This is a genomic window from Collinsella sp. CLA-ER-H5 (assembly GCF_040092375.1).
Classification (GTDB): domain Bacteria; phylum Actinomycetota; class Coriobacteriia; order Coriobacteriales; family Coriobacteriaceae; genus Collinsella.
On record NZ_JBBNLR010000007.1, the window covers coordinates 19,030 to 41,423 of the forward strand.

14 protein-coding genes, 1 tRNA gene and 1 pseudogene are annotated in these 22,394 nt (G+C 62.3%); 4 read left to right on the forward strand and 12 right to left on the reverse strand.

Annotated features, from left to right (window positions below):
* Positions 1-38: 38 nt before the first annotated feature.
* The 3 genes from AAAX31_RS03960 to AAAX31_RS03970 all read right to left on the reverse strand — a co-directional run bounded on the left by AAAX31_RS03960 (position 39) and on the right by AAAX31_RS03970 (position 3,376).
* Entirely contained in the window at positions 39-629 is a 591-nt protein-coding gene (locus AAAX31_RS03960) for a hypothetical protein (RefSeq protein ID WP_349076234.1), read from the reverse strand.
* Positions 630-954: 325 nt separating this feature from the next.
* Positions 955-2,718 carry a threonine--tRNA ligase gene (gene thrS, locus AAAX31_RS03965; RefSeq protein WP_349076235.1) on the reverse strand — a complete coding sequence of 588 codons (1,764 nt, stop codon included), beginning with the start codon at positions 2,716-2,718 and terminating at the stop codon, positions 955-957.
* A 226-nt stretch (positions 2,719-2,944) separates the two neighbouring features.
* Positions 2,945-3,376, reverse strand: a complete 432-nt coding sequence (locus AAAX31_RS03970) for a zinc ribbon domain-containing protein (RefSeq protein WP_035138069.1) — start codon at positions 3,374-3,376, stop codon at positions 2,945-2,947.
* A 405-nt stretch (positions 3,377-3,781) separates the two neighbouring features.
* Between AAAX31_RS03970 and AAAX31_RS03975 the strand changes: the two genes are divergently transcribed.
* The 4 genes and pseudogenes from AAAX31_RS03975 (at position 3,782) to AAAX31_RS03990 (ending at position 8,237) form a co-directional block, all read left to right on the forward strand.
* Complete coding sequence (locus tag AAAX31_RS03975) at positions 3,782-5,263, forward strand: NAD(P)/FAD-dependent oxidoreductase (RefSeq protein ID WP_349076237.1); 1,482 nt, start codon at positions 3,782-3,784, stop codon at positions 5,261-5,263.
* A 1-nt stretch (position 5,264) separates the two neighbouring features.
* Positions 5,265-6,617: pseudogene (locus AAAX31_RS03980) on the forward strand (FAD-dependent oxidoreductase).
* Positions 6,618-6,621: 4 nt separating this feature from the next.
* Positions 6,622-7,020: a DUF1667 domain-containing protein gene (locus AAAX31_RS03985; protein ID WP_117840082.1), complete on the forward strand. Its 399-nt coding sequence runs from the start codon at positions 6,622-6,624 to the stop codon at positions 7,018-7,020.
* Between the two features lie 128 nt (positions 7,021-7,148).
* Positions 7,149-8,237, forward strand: coding sequence for an aminopeptidase P family protein (locus AAAX31_RS03990; RefSeq protein ID WP_349076238.1), 1,089 nt, complete (start codon positions 7,149-7,151; stop codon positions 8,235-8,237).
* Positions 8,238-8,588: 351 nt separating this feature from the next.
* Here the strand turns inward: AAAX31_RS03990 and AAAX31_RS03995 are convergent, their stop codons facing one another.
* The 9 genes from AAAX31_RS03995 to gdhA all read right to left on the reverse strand — a co-directional run bounded on the left by AAAX31_RS03995 (position 8,589) and on the right by gdhA (position 22,174).
* Positions 8,589-9,932: a Mur ligase family protein gene (locus tag AAAX31_RS03995; RefSeq protein WP_349076239.1), complete on the reverse strand. Its 1,344-nt coding sequence runs from the start codon at positions 9,930-9,932 to the stop codon at positions 8,589-8,591.
* A gap of 280 nt (positions 9,933-10,212) precedes the next feature.
* A complete protein-coding gene (locus AAAX31_RS04000; RefSeq protein WP_349076241.1) occupies positions 10,213-12,909 on the reverse strand; it encodes a valine--tRNA ligase in 2,697 nt (898 codons plus the stop codon).
* A gap of 211 nt (positions 12,910-13,120) precedes the next feature.
* Positions 13,121-14,527, reverse strand: a complete 1,407-nt coding sequence (gene clpX / locus AAAX31_RS04005) for an ATP-dependent Clp protease ATP-binding subunit ClpX (protein ID WP_349076242.1) — start codon at positions 14,525-14,527, stop codon at positions 13,121-13,123.
* A gap of 1 nt (position 14,528) precedes the next feature.
* A complete protein-coding gene (locus tag AAAX31_RS04010) occupies positions 14,529-15,149 on the reverse strand; it encodes an ATP-dependent Clp protease proteolytic subunit (RefSeq protein WP_022095182.1) in 621 nt (206 codons plus the stop codon).
* Positions 15,150-15,312: 163 nt separating this feature from the next.
* Positions 15,313-16,605: a trigger factor gene (gene tig, locus AAAX31_RS04015; protein ID WP_349076243.1), complete on the reverse strand. Its 1,293-nt coding sequence runs from the start codon at positions 16,603-16,605 to the stop codon at positions 15,313-15,315.
* Between the two features lie 88 nt (positions 16,606-16,693).
* A tRNA-Leu gene (locus AAAX31_RS04020) sits at positions 16,694-16,777 on the reverse strand.
* 140 nt (positions 16,778-16,917) lie between these two features.
* Positions 16,918-19,749, reverse strand: coding sequence for a molybdopterin cofactor-binding domain-containing protein (locus AAAX31_RS04025; RefSeq protein WP_349076245.1), 2,832 nt, complete (start codon positions 19,747-19,749; stop codon positions 16,918-16,920).
* Positions 19,749-20,663: an FAD binding domain-containing protein gene (locus AAAX31_RS04030; RefSeq protein WP_349076246.1), complete on the reverse strand. Its 915-nt coding sequence runs from the start codon at positions 20,661-20,663 to the stop codon at positions 19,749-19,751. Before AAAX31_RS04030 ends, AAAX31_RS04025 begins: the two co-directional genes overlap by 1 nt.
* 155 nt (positions 20,664-20,818) lie before the next feature.
* Positions 20,819-22,174 carry an NADP-specific glutamate dehydrogenase gene (gene gdhA / locus AAAX31_RS04035; RefSeq protein ID WP_349076247.1) on the reverse strand — a complete coding sequence of 452 codons (1,356 nt, stop codon included), beginning with the start codon at positions 22,172-22,174 and terminating at the stop codon, positions 20,819-20,821.
* Positions 22,175-22,394 lie beyond the last annotated feature (220 nt).

Here is a 22,394-nt window from a genome sequence, read left to right on the forward strand (position 1 = left end):
ATTCAAATTGCGAACGAATTGCTGATGCAACGTCTCCCTTACGTTTTGCTGGGCACGTCGAGCGGAAGTAATTCCCTAAATGCGGAGTCACCCTCGCCTACGTCCACCAGACACCAACGCTTATGACGGTCGATCTTCTTTACGCGGGCCTCTTGCCCCACCAAGGGCCCCTGCTCTATATGCAGCACGCCGTCTTCTATACGCGCAATGCTGTTACGCACCACACCGTCGTCATCGAGCACGCTGCGGTACCAATCCTGCGCATCGTCCGGCATGGGCATGTACGCCCGCTCCCTACTGCCGGCGATGCGACAGCCAAAGCTCAACTGGGCCAAAGCCCTATCGAGCGCAGCGGCATCGTGCGTAGCGACGAAGAAATATTCCTTATACATGGGCTTGGTTTGGAGCGACCATGCGCCGTCCCGCTTAAACCAGAACTCCTTTTGCATCACAAAAGCGTCCTGCATCAGCTCATGCGGGATAATGCAGCGGACCTTTTCACAGATCTCGCGCTCTTTTCCATGGGGGGTGTGGACCAGATACCAGCGGACGCGGCCGTGCTGGCTGTTGGTAGTGGCGCCGTTAAATGCGCCCGGCAGCTGCTCTTGGCGCCGCGCCGTCTGTTCCATGTTCTCGCCCCCTCTTTTGACTTTGCGATGCACGCAAATGCAGGGGCGTTTAGAACAGGCTTCTCGCTCGCAGCTAGGCGCAGTCGCAAAAGTACAGGTTTTTGTAGAGGGGTATGGAGATGTACCTACTAGCAGTACATTTTGCGTAATCTGGGCAAACGCTGATTGATTGCTCGTATAATGTCGTCTGTCGAAAGATACAAAAACCTGTACCTTTTTGTGCAACAAAAAAAGCCGCTCAACCAGCGACTTTTCTTATTTTGGTAAGAAAAAGGCGACCGCCCTTTGTGGACGGTCGCCTTTATTAATTGTTGTGAAGCTTGCCTTAGGCGCGGGTCTTAATCTCCTCGGTCACCTTCGCAACAAACTCGTCAACGCTCATCTGAACGGTCTCGTTGGAGCGATCGCGGACGGAAATGTTGCCGGCCTCGACCTCCTTCTCGCCCAGGATGAGCATGTAGGGCACGCGGTCGATGCTGCGGGCCTCGCGGATCTTGTAGCCGATCTTCTCGTCGCGGTCGTCGCAGACCACGCGAATGCCGGCCTCCTCCAGCTTGGCGCACACCTCGTGGGCGTAGTCGCGGCTCTTCTCAGAGACGGGAAGCGCCTTGACCTGCACGGGAGCCAGCCAAGTGGGGAACTTGCCCGCAAAGTGCTCAATCAGAATACCGATGAAACGCTCGATGGAGCCAAAGCATACGCGGTGCAGCATGATGGGGCGCTTCTTGGTGCCGTCGGCGTCCACGTACTCCAGGTCAAAGTTGAGCGGCATCTGGAAGTCGAGCTGGACGGTGCCGCACTGCCAAGTACGGCCGAGCGAATCCTCCAGGTGGAAGTCGATCTTGGGGCCGTAGAAGGCGCCGTCGCCCTCGTTGACCTCGTAGTCCATGCCCAGCTTCTCCAGAGCGGTGCGCAGGCCCTCCTCGGCGCGAGCCCAATCCTCGTCCGAACCCATGGAGTCCTCGGGGCGGGTGGAAAGCTCAACGTGGTACTTAAAGCCGAACTTCTGGTACACGGAGTCGATGAGGTTGACCACGCCCACGATCTCGTCAGTCAGCTGGTCGGGACGCACAAACAGGTGGGCGTCGTCCTGGTTAAAGCAGCGCACGCGGAACAGGCCGTGCAGGGCGCCGCGCAGCTCGTGGCGGTGCACCAGGCCAATCTCTCCGGCGCGGATGGGCAGCTCGCGGTAAGAGTGCGGCTTGGAGGCGTACACCAGCACGCCGCCCGGGCAGTTCATGGGCTTAATGCAGTACTCTTCGTCGTCGATGACGGTGGAGTACATGTTGTCCTTGTAGTGGTCCCAGTGCCCCGAGGTCTTCCACAACTGCTTGTTCATGATGAGCGGCGTGGAGATCTCCACGTAGCCGGCCTTGTGGTGAATCTCGCGCCAGTAGTCCAGCAGCGTGTTCTTAAGGACCATACCGTTGGGCAGGAAGAATGGGAAGCCGGGGGCCTCGTCGCGCATCATAAAGAGGTCCATCTCGCGGCCGATCTTGCGGTGGTCGCGCTTCTTGGCCTCCTCCAGCATGTGCATGTGCTCGTCGAGCTCTTCCTTGGTTGCAAAGGCGACGCCGTTGATGCGGGTGAGCATCTTGTTGTCCTTGTCGCCCTTCCAGTAGGCGCCAGAGACGCCGGTGAGCTTAAAGGCCTTGAGCGCCTTGGTGTAGCAGATGTGGGGGCCGACGCACATGTCGATGTAGCCACCCTGCTGGTAGAAGGTGATGCGGGCGTCGTCGTCCAGGTCGCCGATGTGCTCGACCTTGTACTTCTCGCCGCGCTCCTCCATAAGGGCGATGGCCTCGGCGCGGGGCTTCTCGAACACGGTGAACTTGAGGTTCTCCTTGACGATCTTTTTCATCTCGGCCTCGATCGCGGGGAAGTCGTCCTCGCTGATCTTGACGCCCTCGGGCAGGTCGACGTCGTAGTAAAAACCGCTGTCGGTCGCGGGGCCGTAGGCAAAGTCGGCCTCGGGATAGAGGCGCTTGATGGCCTGCGCCATGATGTGCGCGGCGGAGTGGCGGATGACGTGCGTGACCTCGTCCTGCGGGAGTTCGGCCACCGAACCGTCATTGTAGAGTGCCTTCATGGGTATGTTTTCTCCTCTCGGATGCCTGATGCAAGTGCGTGCGATGCGCTCGGCGTTTTTGACTTGCATCATTATAGGCAGGTTGCCTTGGTATACAAGCGCCCGCCGCACCTTAATGGCACGGCGGGCGATTTTCTACGCATGCTTCATCGTGTGGGGGCGGGGTGTGGCGCGCGCGTGGCTTGCGGCGTGCCCGTAGCTTGCGGCCGGTCCGGCGATGGATGCGTTACTGGATGCGAGTTCGGCAGTAGGGGCAGACCTTCCAGTGCGCATCGAGCGGTCGATGGCAGCTGGGGCACACGTTGCGAACCTGGGTATCGCACACCGGGCAGACGACAAAGTCCTTCTCGATGGGGGCGCCGCACTGCGGGCAGGTGCCATACTGGGCAAGCTGGCGCTCGCGCAGGGCCATGTCCAGCTCCTGCTCCTCGCGGTCGGCCGCGTAGGAGTGCGGGCGCAGGACCAGGTAGGCAATGAGGCCCACAAACGGGATGAGGGCGATGATGCCCCATGCCACGTAGGCGCTGGCGCCGCGGCGGCGAGCGTCGATGAACACATAGACGACCGACAGCACATACAGGGCGATGATAAAGCCAACGAAAGCATAGACGACGCCCATAAGCTGCGGCGACATGAGCTCGGAGATGTACTTGGACATTACGGGTACCTTTCGGAATATTAACAGTCCGGTCAAGTTTACCACGGGGTTTGTTTATATGGGACCACGGCTAGGTACGGGGCTGGCGCGGACACAAACATCTCAATCTGTAACAGGTGGAAGCGGAATCCGGGTCTAGATGTTACAGACCGAGAAACAGAAGTCCCTCCCCGACTTCAATCTCGATCTGAAACATCTTGGGCTCCAAAACCCCTCTTACTGTTACAGATCAAGACGAACGGTTGCCGTAGCTGTCGGCAGACGAGGCCAACATCCGTGCCGGGTCTCCCCTCGCCAGCCGTTGGCGGGTGTTGCGGGGCTGTTCACCGCATTGCCGCCGCGCTGGGGGTGTGCAGACCGTAGGATAGTCTTATTGACAGCCTGTCAACTCGTCTGGGAGGCACCGTGGCAGAAACGTTTGATATCGCAATTGTGGGCGCGGGCATTACGGGGTGCGCCATCGCGCGGCAGCTCGCGCGATTTGACCTGTCCATTTGCGTGGTCGAGGCAGCAAACGATATCGCGCTGGGCGCGTCGAAGGCCAACGGCGGCCTGGTGCACGCTGGCTACGATCCGGCGCCGGGCACCGTAAAGGCGAAGGTCAACGCCCGTGGTTGCGAGCTATATGGCACGTGGGCCCAGGAGCTGGGCTTTTTGTTTTGCCGCACCGGTTCGATGGTGCTGGGCTTCAACGATGAAGACCGCGCGCACCTAGAGAAGCTGCGCCAGAATGGCCTTGCCAACGGCGTGCCCGAGCTGTCGATTATCGGCCCCGAGCGCATCCACGAGCTGGAGCCGCGCGCGAGTGCTAAGGCGACGTGCGCGTTGTGGTGCCCTTCGACCGGTTACGTCGACCCGTTTGAAGTGGCCATCGCTGCGCTGGAAAACGCCGTCGCCAACGGCGTGACGTTTATGCGCTCCGCGCCGGTGAAGGCGATAGAGGTTGTTCGCTCGGATGACAAAGGCGTTGCTGCCGAAGGCGAAGGCTACGCGCGCTTTACGCTGGTGACACCCGCCGGCGACGTACACTGTCGGTACCTGATTAACGCCGCGGGCAACGGTGCCGCGGACATCTCGCATATGGCGGGCGCCGAGGAGTTTCAGATGGTATGGCGCCAGGGCAACATCGTGGTGCTGGACAAGGAGCCGCGTGCGCTCATGCCGCTCTACCCCGTGCCGACGCCGGTGTCGAAGGGCGTTATCGTGACGGGCACCGTACATGGCAACACCGTGATTACCGCGACGGCTGCCGTGCGCGAGCCGGGCGACACTCAGACCTATGCGAGCGATGTGAACGCGCTGCTGACCGGCGCGCACAAGCTAGTGCCCGATCTGGATACGCGCCGCGTGGTGCGCGCATTTGCCGGCGGGCGTCCGGTCATTCAGGGAACGAACGACTTCTTTATTGGACAGTCGGCCGTGGTGCCGGGGCTGTTCCAGGCGGCGGGCATTCAGTCGCCGGGCGTGGCAAGCGCGCCGGCCATTGCCGAGCGCATGGAGCTTGTGATGCGTGAAGCGGGCGTGGAGCTGCACGAGCGGGCGGACTGGAACCCAATTCGCCGCGCGCCGGACGACTTCGACCGTGCGCCGCTTGCGCGCAAGGAGGAGCTCATTGAGTCTGACCCCGCGTGGGGGCAGATAGTCTGCCGCTGCGAGACGGTGCCCGAGGCCGAGATCGTGGCCGCGATTCGGCGCCGTCCGGGTGCGGTTTCGGTCGAGGGCGTCAAACGCCGCTGCCGCGCGGGCATGGGCCGCTGCCAGAGTGGCTTCTGCCAGAGCCGCGTGGTGGCCATCCTAGCGCGCGAGCTGGGCTGCGACCCCAGCGAGGTGCTGCTGGAGGACACTGGCTCGTGGCTCGTTGAGGGACCTTTAAAGGGGGTGCGCTAGGATGGCGGCATTCAAATCGAGCGCGTTTGATAACGACGCCGTTGAGGCAGTACCGACGCAGGCCTTCGACGTGGTCGTTATCGGAGGCGGCCCCGCCGGCATGGCTGCCGCACTTGCCGCGCATAAGGCCGGCGCGCGCGTTGCTATCGTGGAGCGCGAGCAACACTTGGGCGGCATCCTCCGCCAGTGCATTCATCCCGGTTTTGGCCTTTCGCACTTTAAGCAGGAGCTCACCGGCCCCTAATACGCGCAGCGCTTTATCGACCAGGTGCGCGCGACCGACATTGCGCTGTTCTTGGACAGCATGGTGCTTGGGATTGATTCGGGCGAGTCCCCGGAAGACGCCGCGGTCCACACCGTCACGCTCATGAGCCCCACCGGAATGTTGCAGCTCAACGGGTGCGCGGTCGTCCTTGCCATGGGTTGCCGCGAGCGCACACGCAGCGAGATCAAGATTCCCGGCAGCCGACCCGCCGGCGTGTTTACGGCCGGCTTGGCGCAGCGATACATCAATATCGAGAACCTAAAACCCGGCTCGCGCGCCGTCATTTTGGGCTCGGGTGACATCGGGCTGATCATGGCGCGCCGCTGCACGCTCGAGGGGATTTCGGTCGAGGGCGTGTACGAACTCATGCCATACGCCAACGGTCTGCGCCGAAACGTCAAGAACTGCCTGGACGACTTTGGCATTCCGCTGCACCTGTCCACCACTGTCACGCGCGTGATCGGACACGATCGCGTGGAGGCCGTCGAGGTGAGCCAAGTCGACGAGCACCTGGCACCCATTCCGGGAACCGAGCGCGTTGTTCCGTGCGACACGCTGCTGCTTTCGGTGGGTCTGATTCCCGAAAACGAGCTTTCGGTAGGCGCGGGCGTTGAGCTTGACCCACGTACGCGCGGCGCCGTGGTGGACCAGAACCTGCAAACGGGCGTGCCGGGCATCTTTGCCTGCGGCAACGTGCTGCACGTGCACGACCTGGCAGACAATGTAACGACCGAGTCCGAGCGCGCCGGCGCGGCCGCGGCGGCGTACGCGCTGGGTGGCAGCGCGGATGTCGAGACGGGCGCGAATTGCCAGCTCACGGTCTCCCCTGCCGGTATCGCGGGCTACGCACTGCCGGGACGCATTACGGCTGTGGCACTCACCAAACTCAACTTCCGTGTGCGCCGACCGGTTGATGCCGCCCGCGTACGTATTCTGGCAGGCGACGAGGAGCTGTTTGCAGGCAAGGTCCGCCCGTTAAAACCGAGCGTCATGGAAAGCTTCCCGCTGCCGGCAAAGGTGATTCAGCACGCACTCGACCAAGGTGTTAGCGAGATTGTCCTGTCCGTCGACCCCGTAGAGGAGGCGTAAGGCCATGAGCATAAACGCGATCGAGACACTGCAGTTCAACTGCACCACCTGCCCATCCGAGTGCCTCCTGACCGTAGAGGTGGAGCGCGGCGCAGACGGCGCCGTGGTAGAGGTGCGCTCCGTGACCGGCAACAGCTGCCCGCGCGGCGATACGTTCGCGCATCAGGAACTCACCTGTCCCATGCGCGTGCTTACCACCACCGTTGCCGTATCCGGCGGCGACGAGGCGCTGCTGCCCGTGCGCACGGCCGAAGCCATCCCGCTGACAGTCCACGCCCAGACGATGGACCTCATCCGCGGCCTGATCATCGACGCCCCCGTCCGTATGGGCGACGTCGTGCTGGAAGACCTCCTCCACACGGGCATCGACCTCATCGCCAGCATGGACATCGACCCAGCCTAAGCAGCTAATTTAGGACGGGCTCTTTTAGCTGCTTTTGCAAGGAGTGTCCCCAGGTGCCGGCATAAAAGGAACGTCCCTATGTGCCGGGCTTGGGATACCATGGTGGCAGCCTAGCGAAAGGATGTTTCATGGCACATGTCGATGACCAGCGTGTGGCACGCGTGCTCGATGCGCTCGAGGCCCAGCACCCCGGCGCACAGCTGCTCGTAAACGACCCGTGGTCAATCTATTACCTGACCGGCTTTTATGCCGATATGTTCGAGCGTTTTTGCGGCGTGCTGCTCGCGCGCAATGCCGAGCCGGTAATCCTAGTCAACGCCCTGCACCAGCTGCCGGAATACGACAATGCCCGCGTTGCCTACCACACCGATACCGATATCGTGACCGATGCCATCGCGCGCGAGGTCGATCCGATCAAGCCGCTTGGCATCGATACCGTCATGCGCTCCGGCTTTTTGATGCCCCTCATAGAGTGCCACGCCGCCAGTGAGTTTTTCCTGGGCGATTTTGCCGTCACCGCCGCACGCACGTACAAGGACGCTACCGAGCAGGAGCTTATGCGCGTGTCCTCGGCTGCCAACGACGCCGTGATGGCCGATGCCATCAAGCTCGTCCACGAGGGCGTGACGGAGCGCGAAATTGCCGACCAGATGCTCAGTCTGTATCGCAAGCACGGCTGCGAGGGCTTTAGCTTTCCGCCCATCGTGAGCTTTGGCGCCAACGCCGGCGACCCGCATCATGAACCCGACGATACCGTGCTCAAGCGCGGCGACGTGGTGCTGTTCGACATTGGCGGACGCCATCGCTACTACTGCTCGGACATGACGCGCACGTTCTTTTGGGGTGAGCCGGACGAGGAAACCGTACGCATCTACGACATCGTGCGCCGCGCCAACGAAGCCGCCGAGGGGCTCATCGCACCGGGCGTTCGCATGTGCGACCTGGACCGCGCCGCACGCGATGTGATCGAGGACGCAGGCTATGGGCAGTACTTTACGCACCGCTTGGGACACTCGATCGGCCTGCAGGACCACGAGCCGGGCGACGTCTCGCTGGTCAACGAGCAAGTCGTAGAGCCAGGCATGACGTTCTCCATCGAACCGGGCATCTACCTCCCCGGCCGTACCGGCGTCCGCATCGAGGACCTGGCCCTGGTGACCGAGTCCGGCGTCGAGATTCTCAACGCCTACCCCCACGATCCGGTCCGCCTAGACTAGGCAATGCGGCAAAGGGGCTGTCCCTTTGCCGCATCCTGCCAACGATTCACCACGAAAGCGGGCTATCTACTACGTTTAACCCGCATAGGTCGACCATGCGGGTCTTTTTTAAAAATCAGCAAGCCGTCTACCTGCGATTTTGATTTCACGATTTTCCGTGTGGTCGAGAGTAGTCGCCAAAACGTAGTAGATAAGCCCATTTCGTGGCAAGCAAGTCAACTCGAGGAGCAGGGTAGTCAAAATAGCCCCGTCCCAAATTGACTACTTTTAAGTTGCGGTGGTATACGGACTGTTTGAGGCTTCTGGCTTGTAAAACAGTCCGTATTTCACCGCAACTGATGAGGGGATGGGTTAACGGAGCAGCCCCGCTACTTCGCCGGCTAGGGTGATGGTGCCGGCTGCTACGAAGGGCTCGCCCGCGGCATCGAAGGCAGCGAGGGCCTCGGACACGCTCGGGTATACGCCCGCGAGCTTATAGGCATCAACGAGGGCGGCGAGCTCCTCCGCCGGCAGGGCGCGATCGGAATCGGTCTGGGTTACGACCACGCGCGGGAAAGCCGGGATTAACACGTCGACAATGCCTGCCACGTCCTTGTCGGCCAGCGCGGCGCACAGCAGCGTGGGGCGATTCTCTACGCACGGATCGATCTCGTCCAGCGCGCTCACAAAGTTCTCGCAGCTCTGAGGGTTATGGCAGGCGTCGATCAACTTGAGCGGATCAGTTCCCAGCACATCAAATCGGCCCGGCGTGGGGCAGCCCATAAGCGACGCATCGAGCTTGTCATGATCGAGCTCGCGACCCAGATACCCCTCGCACAGCATAATCGCGCACGCGGCATTCTGCGGCTGATACGCCGGCTTAACCATGCTCGACGTATAGATGACACGCGGCGTAGTGCAGCTAAACTCAACCGTATCGCCCACGTGCTCCGGCATCTTAGTCGTGGCGTGGGTTACCACAAGCGGCACAACGCCGCACTCGCGGCAACGAGCATCCATCACGCGTTGAACGCTCGCCTCATGCGTGCCCTCACCCAGTACAACCAGGCGCCCGGGTTTAATGACCGCAGCCTTCTCCCCCGCAATGGCCTCGAGCGTGTCGCCTAAAATACGTGTGTGATCGAGCCCAATGCCCGTAATAGCGACGGCCACGGGATCGGTCGCACTCGTGGCATCCCAGCGTCCGCCCATGCCGACCTCGAGCATGGCGACATCCACCGCGGCCTCGGCAAACACCACAAGCGCGGCGGCCGTCAGCAAGTCAAACGGCGTGATGGTATAGGTACGCTCCCCCGCCGCCACACGACGGGCATTCACGCGATGTCCCGCCTCGACAGCAGCCGAAACACCACGGGCAAACGCCTCATCGCTCACAACGCACCCATCGACCTCCATGCGCTCGGGATAGCGCACAAGCTGCGGCGACGTATAAAGCGCGGTCTTTAACCCCTCACCACGAAGGATGGCAGCCGAAAAACGCGTAGTCGAAGTCTTGCCATTGGTACCGGCGACCTGAATGCAATCAAAATATTCGTCCGGACGTCCCAGCTCATCGAGCATATCGACAACCGTCTCGAGCAGAGGACCAGCATCCCCAGAAATCCGCCCCGTATCAGCAGCAAGCCCCACAGCCTCATCAAACGAAAGCAAATCAAACTCAAAAGGAACGACATACGACCCAGAACGCTTAGCCATAACCCAAAGTCCCCTCAACATAAAAAGAGGCCCGTAATAAACAACGAGCCCCTCCCATTCAAAATATCAGACAAATACCGCTTTGCAGCGAGATCAAGACCACAACCCAGTGGCCCTAACTAACCAGTTGCAAACAACCACGTAAACGAACTGGGAGCGGCCCGACGCTTTGCTCGATACAAGTTCCGCACGCAAAGGACAGCACTTAATGTGCTGTCCGTCTTGCGCAGGACTGTCCGCAGTAGCGAGCAAAGCGTCGGGACGCGCCCCTCAGCAAGCCTTACGAGAAGTCAGCAACCTGAGCAGTCAGCGCCACCAGGGTCTCCTTGAGCTCAGCTGCACGGTCCCTCTTCTTCTGGACCACCGCAGGCGCGGCCTTGGCAACAAAGCCCTCGTTAGCAAGGGTCTTCTCGCAGCCGGCGAGCTCCTTCTGCGCAGCGGCGATCTCCTTCTCCAGGCGCGCCTTCTCGGCCGAAAGATCAACCTTGCCCTCGAGCACCACAAAGACCTCGACACCGCTATCGACCACGGCGATGCTCGCAGCCGGCTTCTCGACGTCGGTACCCATGACCAGCGAGGCGGTGTTCGCCAGCGGCTCAATCGTGGAGCGCAGGCTCTCGAGCTTCTCGATGTCCTCGGCACCGGCGCGCACGACCACGTCGAGCTCAGCCTTGGGGCTCAAGCGATAACGCGAACGCGTGGCGCGGGCGGCAGACACGACGGTGCGGCACAGCTCAAACGCGCGCTCGGCATCCTCATCAACATACTTGGCGTAGTCGGTGGGCTCGGGCCACTTGGCGATCATGAGCGCCTCGGCGCGGTCCACGTTACCCTCGGCGTCCAGGTCGAGCACGCTCGCCGGCATGTTGTCCCAGATCTCCTCGGTGACAAACGGCATGAGCGGGTGCATCAGGCGAATGGAGGTGTCGAGCACAAAGATCAGGTTGCGCTGGGCCTGCAGACGGCCCTCGCCCTTCAGGCGGGCCTTGGTGACCTCAACGTACCAGTCGCAGACCTCGTTCCAGAAGAACTGCTGCACGCCGCGGGCCATGTCGCCAAAGGTGTACTGCTCGATACCCTCGGTGACCATCTTGACGGCCTTGGCCAGGCGGCTGAACATCCAGGCGTCGGCCGGCGTCTCCACGACGGGCTCGCCGGGCGTGTAGCCCTCCATATTCATAAGCAGGAAGCGGCTGGCGTTCCAGATCTTGGTCACAAACGACTTGGCCTGGTCGGTACGCGGGCTGTCGATGAGCTTCTTGGTCTTCTTATCGATGTTCGCGTCGAACTTGACGTCCTGGTTGTTGGTACACAACGTGAGCAGGTTGTAGCGCATGGCGTCGGCGCCATACATGCCAATGAGGTCCATGGGGTCAACGCCGTTGCCCTTGGACTTGGACATGCGGCTGCCGTCCTTGGCCAGGATCGTCGGGTAGATGACGACATCCTTAAACGGCACCTCGTCCAAGAAGTACAGCGAGCTCATGACCATGCGAGCGACCCACAGCGCGATGATGTCGCGCGCGGTGACGAGCGCCGTCGTGGGGTGATGGCCCTCGAGCAGCTCCGGCTTTTGCGGCCAGCCCTGCGTGGCGAAGGTCCACAGCTGCGAGCTGAACCAGGTGTCCAGCACGTTCTCGTCCTGATGCACGTGATGACCGCCGCACTTGGGGCACACGTCGGTGTCCTCGGTGAGGGCGTCCTCCCAGCCGCAGTCCTCGCAGTAGAACACGGGGATGCGGTGGCCCCACCACAGCTGGCGGCTGATGCACCAGTCCTTGAGGTTCTCCATCCAGGTGGTGTAGGTCTGCGTCCAGCGCGCGGGGTGGAAGGTGACCTTGCCGGAGTTGACGGCGTCGAGCGCCGGCCCCTTGAGCTTGTCGACGGCGACGAACCACTGCTCGGACAGCCACGGCTCCAGGGCGGAGTCGCAACGGTAGCAGTGCATGACGGAGTGGTCGAGCTCCTCGACGTGGTCGAGCAGACCGTGCTCGTCAAACCACTTGACGACGGCCTCGCGGCACTCGTCGCGGTTCATGCCGGTAAACTCGCCGTAGCCCTCGACGACCACCGCGTGCTCGTCGAAGATATTGATCTGCGGCAGGTCGTGGGCCTGACCCATGGCGTAGTCGTTGGGGTCGTGAGCCGGGGTGACCTTAACAAAGCCGGAACCGAAGTTGGCGTCGACATGCCAATCCTCAAAGATAGGGATCTCGCGGTCGACGATGGGGAGCTTGACGGTCTTACCCACAAAGGCGGCCTTCTCGGGGTCCTTCGGGGAGACAGCGACGCCCGTGTCGCCGAGCATGGTCTCGGGGCGCGTGGTAGCGACGACGATGTAGTCCTGGCCGTTGACCGGCTCGGTCAGCGGGTAGCGCAGGTGCCACAGGTGGCCCTTCTCGTCCTTGTACTCGGCCTCGTCGTCCGAGATAGCGGTAGTGCAGTTGGGGCACCAGTTGACGATGCGCTTGCCGCGATAGATCAGGCCGTCGTGGTACCAGTCGCAGAACACCTTGCGCACGGCCTGCGCGTAGTCCTCGTCCATGGTGAAGCGCTCGTTGTCGAAGTCGACGGAGCAGCCCATGCGCTTGATCTGCTCGACGATGATGCCGCCGTACTCGTGGGTCCAGTCCCAGCAGGCGTCGACAAACTTGTCGCGGCCGATCTCCAGGCGGCTGATGCCCTCGCTCTTGAGCTTCTTGTCGACCTTGGTCTGCGTAGCGATACCGGCGTGGTCGGTGCCGAGCACCCAGCGCGTGGACTTGCCGCGCATGCGGGCCATACGGATGACGGCGTCCTGGATGGAGTCGTCGGTGGCGTGGCCCATGTGGAGCTTGCCGGTCACGTTGGGAGGCGGAATGGTGACGGTGCAGTCGCCCACGCCCTCACGGCGCTTGTAGTAGCCGCCGTCAAGCCACTTCTGCAGGATCGCCGGCTCATTGGTCGACGGATCGTAGTTCTTGGGCATCTCTTCCATATATCTCTCCCTTGCCCGTCGGGGAGGAATGTAGGCCCGCTAGGGTCTGCATTCCTCCCCTTAGGTATCGATTACTTCAGTCTGATATGACTTCGCTGAGGCTTAAACAAACACACAGAATAACACAGGTAGTTGGGTGTTTTGCGTATATATAAAATAGCCTCCGACCGCGGATGGTCGGAGGCTATTTGCAAGCACGTTTTTGGCAGGTTTACCCGTAGATGCGTTGGGGCTGTTCTTCGCCCTTAACCGCCGCTTCGGTCACGATGACCTTGGCGACACCCTCCTCGCTGGGGAGGTCGAACATCGTCTGCTGAAGCACGTCCTCGCAGATGGAACGCAGGCCGCGGGCGCCGGTCTTGCGGGCGAGCGCCATACGGGCGATCTCGTGCAGGGCCGCGGCCTCAAACTCAAGCTCAACGTCCTCGAGCTGGAACATCTTGCGGTACTGACGCACCACGGCGTTCTTGGGCTCGGTCAGAATCGACACCAGGTCGTCCTCGTCGAGCGCCTGCGTCTGGGTGACAACGGGCGTACGGCCCACGAACTCGGGGATCATGCCAAAGGCGTTGAGGTCCTGCGGGAGCACCTGACGCAGCAGGTCGTTCTCGTCGACAGAGGTGGGGCCGGCGATCTCGGAGTTAAAGCCCACGCCCTTGTTGCCCACGCGGTCGGCGATGATCTTGTCCAGACCCACAAAGGCACCGCCGCAGATAAACAGGATGTTAGTCGTGTCGATCTGCAGCAGCTCCTGCTGGGGATGCTTGCGGCCACCGGTAGGCGGAACGCTGGCCACCGTGCCCTCAAGAATCTTAAGCAGCGCCTGCTGCACACCCTCGCCCGAGACATCGCGGGTAATGGAGAGGTTCTCGGCCTTGCGGGCAATCTTGTCAATCTCGTCCACGTAGATAATGCCCACCTGAGCGCGCTCAATGTCGCCATCGGCAGCATTGATGAGCTTGAGCAGGATGTTCTCCACGTCCTCGCCAACGTAACCAGCCTCGGTGAGCGCGGTGGCATCGGCGATGGCAAACGGCACCTCGAGGATGCGCGCGAGCGTCTGAGCGAGCAGGGTCTTACCGGTACCGGTGGGACCGAGCAGCAAAATGTTGGACTTGGCGAGCTCCACCTCGTCCATATCATCGTCGAGCTGCGAGTCCAAGCCATCGTCAAAGGCCGAAAGCGCAGCACCGCCCTCGATCACGCGGCGGTAATGGTTGTACACGGCAACCGACATGGCACGCTTGGCGTCCTCCTGGCCCATAACATAGGCCGAAAGCTCGTCATAGATCTCGTGCGGCGTAGGCACGTGCGTGATGACCTGGCGGTCGTCCTCGAGCTCAAAGCCCTCGGCCTCGGGGTCCACGGCAGGCTGGGATGCCGGCTGACCGTGGTCGTTGAGGAAGCCCGGCAGCTTGCCATTGCGGGCAGCATCCATAAAGTCCGAAGCCAGCGACTCCTCCAAGATCTCGGAGCAGGCGGCAACGCACTCGTCGCAGATAAAGATGTTGGTCGGACCCTTTACGAGACGACGGACCTGTCCCTGCTCTTTTCCGCAGAAGGAGCAGCGGATGGGGTTGCCGTTCTCGTCGAAGTTGTCCTGTATGTTACCGGCCATCCTAGGCGTCCTTCGCGGCGAGGTCGCGCGAGGTGACGATACGGTCGATCAGGCCGTAGTCGAGGGCCTCGGCAGCGGTCAGGTAGTTGTCGCGCTCGGTATCGGCCTGGACCTTCTCGATGGGCTGGCCCGACGCGTCGGACAGAATCTGGTTGAGCTCGCGACGGGTCTTCTTGATCTCCTCGGCCACGATCTCGATCTCGGTCTGCTGACCCTGAGCACCGCCGCTGGGCTGGTGAATCATGACCTTGGAGTGCGGCAGGCAGAAGCGCTTGCCCTTGGCACCAGCCGAAAGCAGCACGGCGGCCATAGACGCGGCCATACCCACGCAGATGGTGGAGACCTGCGGCTTAATGAAGTTCATGGTGTCCAGAATTGCCAGGCCGGAGTAGACCTCGCCACCGGGCGAATTGATGTAGAGCGAGATATCCTTCTCGGCATCCTGGCTCTCAAGATGCAGCAGCTGGGCAACGACCAGGTTGGCGCTGACGGAGTTGATCTCCTCGCCCAAGAAAATGATGCGGTCGTTGAGCAGGCGCGAATAGATATCGTAGCTGCGCTCGCCGCGCGGCGTCTGCTCGATAACGTATGGCACGAGGGCGGAATCGAACTTAGCGATCATACGCATCTCCATTTCTCTCTTGCGGACCAAATTGGTTCTAGATAAACGTACGGTGCCCGCATGCTATGCATTGGCTGGCACCGTACGAAGCTACCGGATAACCGGTGTATAACTTTACCCCATCACGGGCGCACGCATGCGCTCGCGGGCAAGGTGGCGAGAATTACTCGGCGTCCTTGGCGGTCTCGTCGACCTCGGTCACCTTGGCGTTCTCGACCAGGTGGTCGACGGCCTTGGAGCGACGGATGGACTCGCGGACGGCAGGCATGCGGCCATCGGCGATGAACTCGGCCTTGGAAGCCTCGACGTCCTTGACGCCGGCCTTCTCGAACTCGGCGTTGATGTCGTCCTCGGTGACCTCGATCTTGAGCTCACGAGCGAGGGCGTCGAGAGCCAGGGACTCACGGGCAACGTCGTTGGCCTGCTTGTGCAGGTCGCCGATGAACTGCTCCATGGTCAAGCCGGAAGCGGGCAGCCAGGTGTCCAGCGTCATGCCGCGGGCAGCGAGGTTGGACAGGAAGTTCTGGCCAAGCTCCTCAAAGACGGACTGCTCGTAGTCGGCGTCCATCTCCTCGAGCTGCAGGCGCTCGGCGAGAGCGGAGACGCAACGGTTCTCCTTCTCGGCCGGGAGGCGGGAAGCCTTGTCCTGCTCGATCTCGATCTTGATAGCGTCGCGCATGGCGTCGATGCTGTCGAAGCCAAAGTCGGACTTGACGAGCTCATCGGTGAGCTCGGGGGTGTTGCGGACCTTGATGCCCTTGACGGCAACCTCGACGGTGTGAGTCTCGCCCTCCTCGACCTCGTCGGTCCAGGTGACGGTCTTGACGTCGTCAACGTTGGCGCCGATCAGGGCCTCGTTGAACTCCTTGGGGTTGCTGTCGCTACCGGCGATGAGCATGCGGCCCTCGGCGGCGAAGTTGTCGGCGTTCTCGACGGCCTTGAGGTCGACGGTGACGTAGTCCTCGGCCTCGACGGCGCGGCCCTCGACGTCCTCGAAGGTGGCACGGTAGTTGAGGAGCATCTCGACCTGGTTGTTGATCTCGGACTCGGTGACCTCCGCAGGGGGCATCTCGATCTCGACGGCGTCGAAGGAGGAGAGCTCAGCGGCAGGACGCAGGGAGAACTCGACGGTGTAGGTGTAGTCCTCGTGATCCTTGGCGAGGTCGAGGTCCTTGTAGTCACCATTCTTGGTGGGGACGATGTCCAGCTCGTTGAGGACGGCGGGCTCGTTGGCGGCGATCAGGTCGTTGGTGGCCTGAGCGAGGGTAGCCTCTGCGCCAAGTGCGGAGTCGATGACCGGACGGGGGGCCTTGCCGGCACGGAAGCCCGGGAAGCGGTACTTCTTGGCGGTGTCCTTGTAGGCCTTCTTGATCGCGGCGTCGACGTCGGCGGCCGGGATGGTGACCGTAGCGGTGAGCTTGGCGTCCTTGACGTCAGAAGCGGTGATGTTCAACACGTTCCTCCTCATACTGCCCAGCTTATCTGAGGTGCTGGTACCTTTATGCAACAAAGTGTCGCGACGGCCAGGGCCGACGCAGGTGCGATGGTGCGGGCGAAAGGACTCGAACCTTCACGGGAATCCCACCAGAACCTAAATCTGGCGCGTCTACCAATTCCGCCACGCCCGCATGAGCGCACAGACTAGGAATGATAGCAGATACGAACGGCAAGCGCACGCACACCTTTTACAAGCTCACGACCTCACCACGAGTGCAAAAGGCGGGACGAGTTGCCCCGCCCCGCCCATTACGACTTATTCGCTGACCCGCTACTCCCCCAGCAGGGCCTTCTCGGGCGTGATCGGCAGCGAGCGAACCTGGTGGCCGGTGGCGTGTGCCACGGCCGAGGCAACGGCGGCGAGCGGCGTGTTGATGACGACCTCGCCGATCGACTTGGCGCCAAACGGGCCCGTCGGCTCGTAGCTCGGCTCAAAGGCCACGCGAATGCTGCCGATATCCAGGCGCGTGGGCAGCTTGTAGCTCATAAAGTTGCCGGTGCGCAGGCGGCCGCGTTCGTCGTGCTCGACGATCTCGTAGAGCGCGTGGCCGATACCCTGGGCAATGCCGCCCTCGGCCTGGACGCGCGCGAGCGCCTCGTTGATCACGGTGCCGCAGTCCACAGCCGCCGCGTAGTCCACCACGGTCACCTTGCCGGTGGCCTTGTCGACCTCTACCTCGGCAATGCCGGCCATAAACGGCGGAGGCGAAACGGGCAGGCAGGCAGAGGCGTGCGAGGTGAGCGCGTCGCCACCCGCGATGTTCTTGACGCACAGGTTGGCAAAGTCGCGCAGCGTGAGGTAGCGGTTCTGCTCGCGAGCGGCACGCTCGTCGGACAGGCGCACGTACTGACCATCAAAGACCACATCGGCGGCGTCCACGTCCCACATCCGGGCAGCCTTGGCGCAAATCTTCTCGCGCAGCTCGGTCGCGGCGTTCTTGGCTGCCAGACCCGTCACGTACGTGCCCGAGCTCGCGTACGAGCCGGCGTCGAACGGCGACACGTCGGTGTCCACGCCGCGAACCACGATCAGCGAGCTTTCAACGCCCAGCTCCTCGGCGGCAATCTGCGCCAGAATCGTATCGACGCCCATGCCGTTATCGGTGGCGCCGGTGCCGATGGTAATGAAGCCGTCCTCTTCCAGGCGCATGTCGATGCCGGCGATATCCACGTTGGAAATGCCCGAACCCTGCATGGTGAGCGCACAGCCCAGGGCACGCACGCGATCGCCCAGGTCGACGGCCAGCGGCTTGTCGCGCCAGCCGATCATGTCCATCGCGCGCAGCAGGCAGCGGTCGAGCGCGCAGGCGTTGAGCTTCTCGTTGTAGTACTGCGGCATGACCTCGCCCTCGCGCACGATGTTCTTAAGGCGCAGGTCGGCGGGGTCCATGTGCAGCATGTCGGCAAGCTCGTTGACGGCGCTCTCCACGGCAAACTGGCCCTGGGTGGCACCGTAGCCGCGATACGCGCCGCCGCGGTTGGTATTGGTGTAGACGGCGTCCCAGCTAAAGCGGCTCGCCTTCACATGGTTGTAGATGGGCAGGCTCTTGTGGCCCGAAAGGCCAATCGTCGTGGTAGCGTGCTCGCCGTACGCGCCGGCGTTGGACAGCGTATGCAGATCGATGGCCGTGATGGTGCCGTCGTTCATGGCGCCCAGCTTAACGGTCATCTGCATCTGGTGGCGCGAGTTGCCCGCGGTGATGGTCTCCTCGCGGGTGTAGCAGCAGTAGCTCGGACGGCCGGTCTGCTGGGTGACGAACGCCACGAAGATCTCGCAGCAGCCCGTCTGCTTGGAGCCAAAGCCGCCGCCGATGCGCGGCTTAATGACCTGCACCTGCGACTGTGGGATGTCGAGCGACTGCGCGACCATGCGGCGCACGTGGAAGGGCACCTGCGTCGAGGTGGTCACCGAGATGCGGCCGAACGCGTCGGTCGTCGCGAAGGCGCGGAAAGTTTCCATGGGCGCGGTCTGCGTGGCCTGGCTGGTGTAGGTGCGCTCAAAGACGATGTCGCTCTGGGCGAACGCCTCGTCAAGGTCGCCAAAATCGCTGGTACCGCTGCACACCAGGTTGCGAGCAACGTCGCCGCCTTGCGGGAACATAAAGGTCACGTCGCCCTCGGGGTGGACCACGATGTCGTTATCGAGTGCCTGGGTAAAGTCGAGCAGGGGCTCGAGCACCTCGTAATCGATCTTGATGAGCTTGAGTGCCTTGTCGGCGGCCTCCTCGGTCTCGGCGGCGACGATCGCCACCTCCTCGTTTTGATAACGCACGAGGTTCTCGAGAATCAGGCGGTCGTAGGGACTCGGCTGCGGATAACTCTGACCGGCGATGGTAAAGCGGCGCTTGGGCACGTCCTCGTAGGTGTAGACGCCCACCACGCCGGGCACCTTCAGGGCGCGCGACGTATCGATGGAGCGGATCTTGGCGCGGGCATAGGGGCTGCGCTTGAGCTTGACGATCAGGGCGCCGGCGGGCACCAGGTCGCCCGTGTAGACGGGACGACCCTCGAGCAGGGCCTTCGAGTCCTTCTTGGGCTGCTTGTGGGTGATCTGCTTGTAGGAGACGCCGTCGGAGCTGGTGTCGTTGACCGGCAGCTCGGGCATCTCAAAGCCCACTTGCACGCCGGACTCGTTGAGAAAGCGGACGATGGCGCGCAGCTGGCTCTCATAGCCGCTGCAACGGCAGAGGTTGCCGGCAAGCTGGCGTGAGAGCTCCTCGCGCGTGGCGACGAGGCTCGGGTCCTCCTTGGCGGCGCGGGCAAGCGCCAGCACGTTCATGATGAGGCCGGGGGCGCAAAAACCGCACTGCTCGGCGCCTTCGGCAGCCATCACGCGGGCGAGCGCCTCGGACTCGGCCTTGAGGCCCTCGAGCGTGGTGATGGTGTGACCCTCAACACGGGCGGCGGGAACCGAGCAGCTCAGCACCGGGTCGCCGTCGAGCCACACCGTGCACAGGCCGCAGTTGGTGGTCTCGCAGGCGCAGCGCACCGACGCGCAGCCCTGCTCGCGCAGCAGCGAAAAGAGCATGGTATCGGGGGCAATCTGAACCTTGACCTTGCGACCGTTGAGCGTAAAGGAAAGATCGATGAGTTTGGCAGCCATTAGCGCACCTCGCTAGAATCGACGCCGGGCACGCGGCGGCAGGAATACTCGTCCGTGGCAAACTTAGGCACTTGCACGCCCTCGAGCTCGCGGGCAAGCGCAGCCGAAAGCTCGATGCCGGCGGCGCGGCGCACGGCCTGGACGGCAAGCGGGGCCGAGATGCGGCGGCGGTAGTCGGCCGAGCCCCACATATTGGTGCCGTAGCTCAGCGCGCGTACGGACGCGGCCAGGGAGCGCAGCTCGTCCTCGGAAGGCTGCTTGCCGATAAGGCCACATGCCTCGCCCTGCAGCAGGGTCGCGCGCAGCGGACGGGCACCCACGGTGACATGCCAGCTGTTGTCCCACCAGGCGGCGGTGACGTTTAAGGAGGGGAAGTCGGTCGCGGCCTTGCGCACGGCCTCGTAGCTCGCACGGTAATCGTGCTTAACGACCACCACGTATTCGATCACGTCGCGCACGTAGCCCATGTCCACGAACTCGGCGAGCGGCACGCGGCCGGCACCCGTCAGCTCAACGTACGAATCGAGCGCGAGGAAGGCGGAGAGCACGTCCGAGAAGCCAAAGCGACCGTAGATGCTGCCGCCCACCGTGGCGGTGTTGCGCAGCTGCACGCCCACGATATCGTGGACGGCGAACTCAAAGACATGGTTGACAAGCGCGTTGAGCCCAGTATGGCGCTCGAGCTGGCGCAGCGTGCACATGGCACCGATGCGAAACTCGGTCTCGGTCTCCTCGATCTGATCGAGTCCGCAGGCCGAAAGGTCAATCGCCGTCGCCACGCGACGCGAACCCAGGCGCATCCAGATGCCACCGCCCACAATCTTGTTGTTGCGGTTCTTCTGCAAGAGCTCATAGGCTTCGGCCGCGTTTCCAACACGGACGTAGGTACCGAACTTGAGCACGTTCTCCCCCATCTCTCCACTTGTCCAGTACTTTTAAGTGTACCAAACGAGGGGCCGCAACTCATGCCGAGACAAAATGATCCGTTTTCCTCCGTCCCCAACGGATCAAAAAAGGCTCCCAGCCAAGATGACTGGGAGCCTTCTACGATGCTATGTCGAGCGAAGATTTAGCAGACGCCCTGGGCGAGCATGGCGTCGGCGACCTTCAGGAAGCCAGCGATGTTGGCGCCCATGACAAAGTTGCCCTCCTGGCCATACTCCTTGGCGGTGTCGTCCACGTTGTGGAACATGCCGCGCATGAGCTGCTCGAGCTTGCCGTCGACCTCCTCGAAGGTCCAGGACAGGTGCTCGGCGTTCTGGCTCATCTCCAGGCCGGACACGAGTACGCCGCCGGCGTTGGCAGCCTTACCGGGCATAAAGGCGACGCCGTTCTCCTGGAAGTAGGTCGTGGCCTCGATGGTCGTAGGCATGTTCGCGCCCTCGCCGACCACCTTGCAGCCGTTGGCGACGAGCGCCTGGGCGTCCTCGAGCAGCAGCGTGTTCTCGCGAGCGCAGGGCAGCGCGATGTCGCAGGGCAGCTGCCAAACGCCACGGCCGTCGCCCTCGTGCCACACGGCGTTGGGCTTCTCGTCAACGTACATAGCGAGCGTAACGCCCTTGTCGTGGCCGGAGCGCTTCTTGTTGTAGACGTGCTCGAGCACAGTGTAGTCGATGCCGTCGGGATCCTCGACCCAGCCGTGAGTATCGGAGCAGGCCAGCACCTTGCCGCCGAGCTGGGAGACCTTCTGGACGGCGTAGATAGCGACGTTGCCGGAGCCATGAACGACGACGTTCTTGCCCTCGAAGGAGTTACCGCGGCTCTTGAGGTACTCGTCCACAAAGTAGGCCAGGCCGTAGCCGGTGGCCTCGGTACGGGCAAGCGAGCCGCCAAAGGAGAGGCCCTTGCCGGTGAGGACGCCGGTCCACTCGTTGGTCAGGCGCTTGTACTGACCGAACAGGTAGGCAACCTCGCGGCCGCCAACGCCCAGGTCGCCGGCGGGAACGTCGGTGTTGGGGCCGATGTGGCGATAGAGCTCGGTCATGAAGGACTGGCAGAAGTGCATGATCTCGTTGTTGGACTTGCCCTTGGGGTCAAAGTCGGAGCCGCCCTTGCCGCCGCCCATGGGAAGGGTGGTCAGGCTGTTCTTGAGGATCTGCTCCAGGCCCAGGAACTTGAGCATACCCAGGGTGACCGTCGGGTTAAAGCGCAGGCCGCCCTTGTAGGGTCCAATGGCAGAGTTGAACTCGACGCGATAGCCGCGGTTGACCTGAACTTTGCCCTGATCGTCGACCCAGGGAACACGGAACATGACGATGCGCTCGGGCTCGACGAGGCGCTCCAGCAGGGCGGCCTCCTCGTACTCGGGGTGGGCGTCGAGCGCCGGCTGGATGGTGCCGAGGATCTCGGTCGCGGCCTGGATGAACTCAGGCTGCTCGGGATAGCGGGCCTTGAGCTCTTCGAGAACTTTCTGCGTGTAGCTCATGCTTCCTCCAATGATGGGAAACGAAAAGTGTCGGTCGCGGCGCCCCATGCGCCGCGAGCTTTATCGTGTATGGATAATATCGCACTGTTGCGGGAAAGTTTCGCATAAGCCGACGAGCAGATGTTTCGTTTTGATTACGATGCAGGTAGAGGCGTTTTTGAGTGCCTGACATGCAAAACCCGTGTTTCAAACCTGTTTCGTCCACGTGTTCCAAGCCACC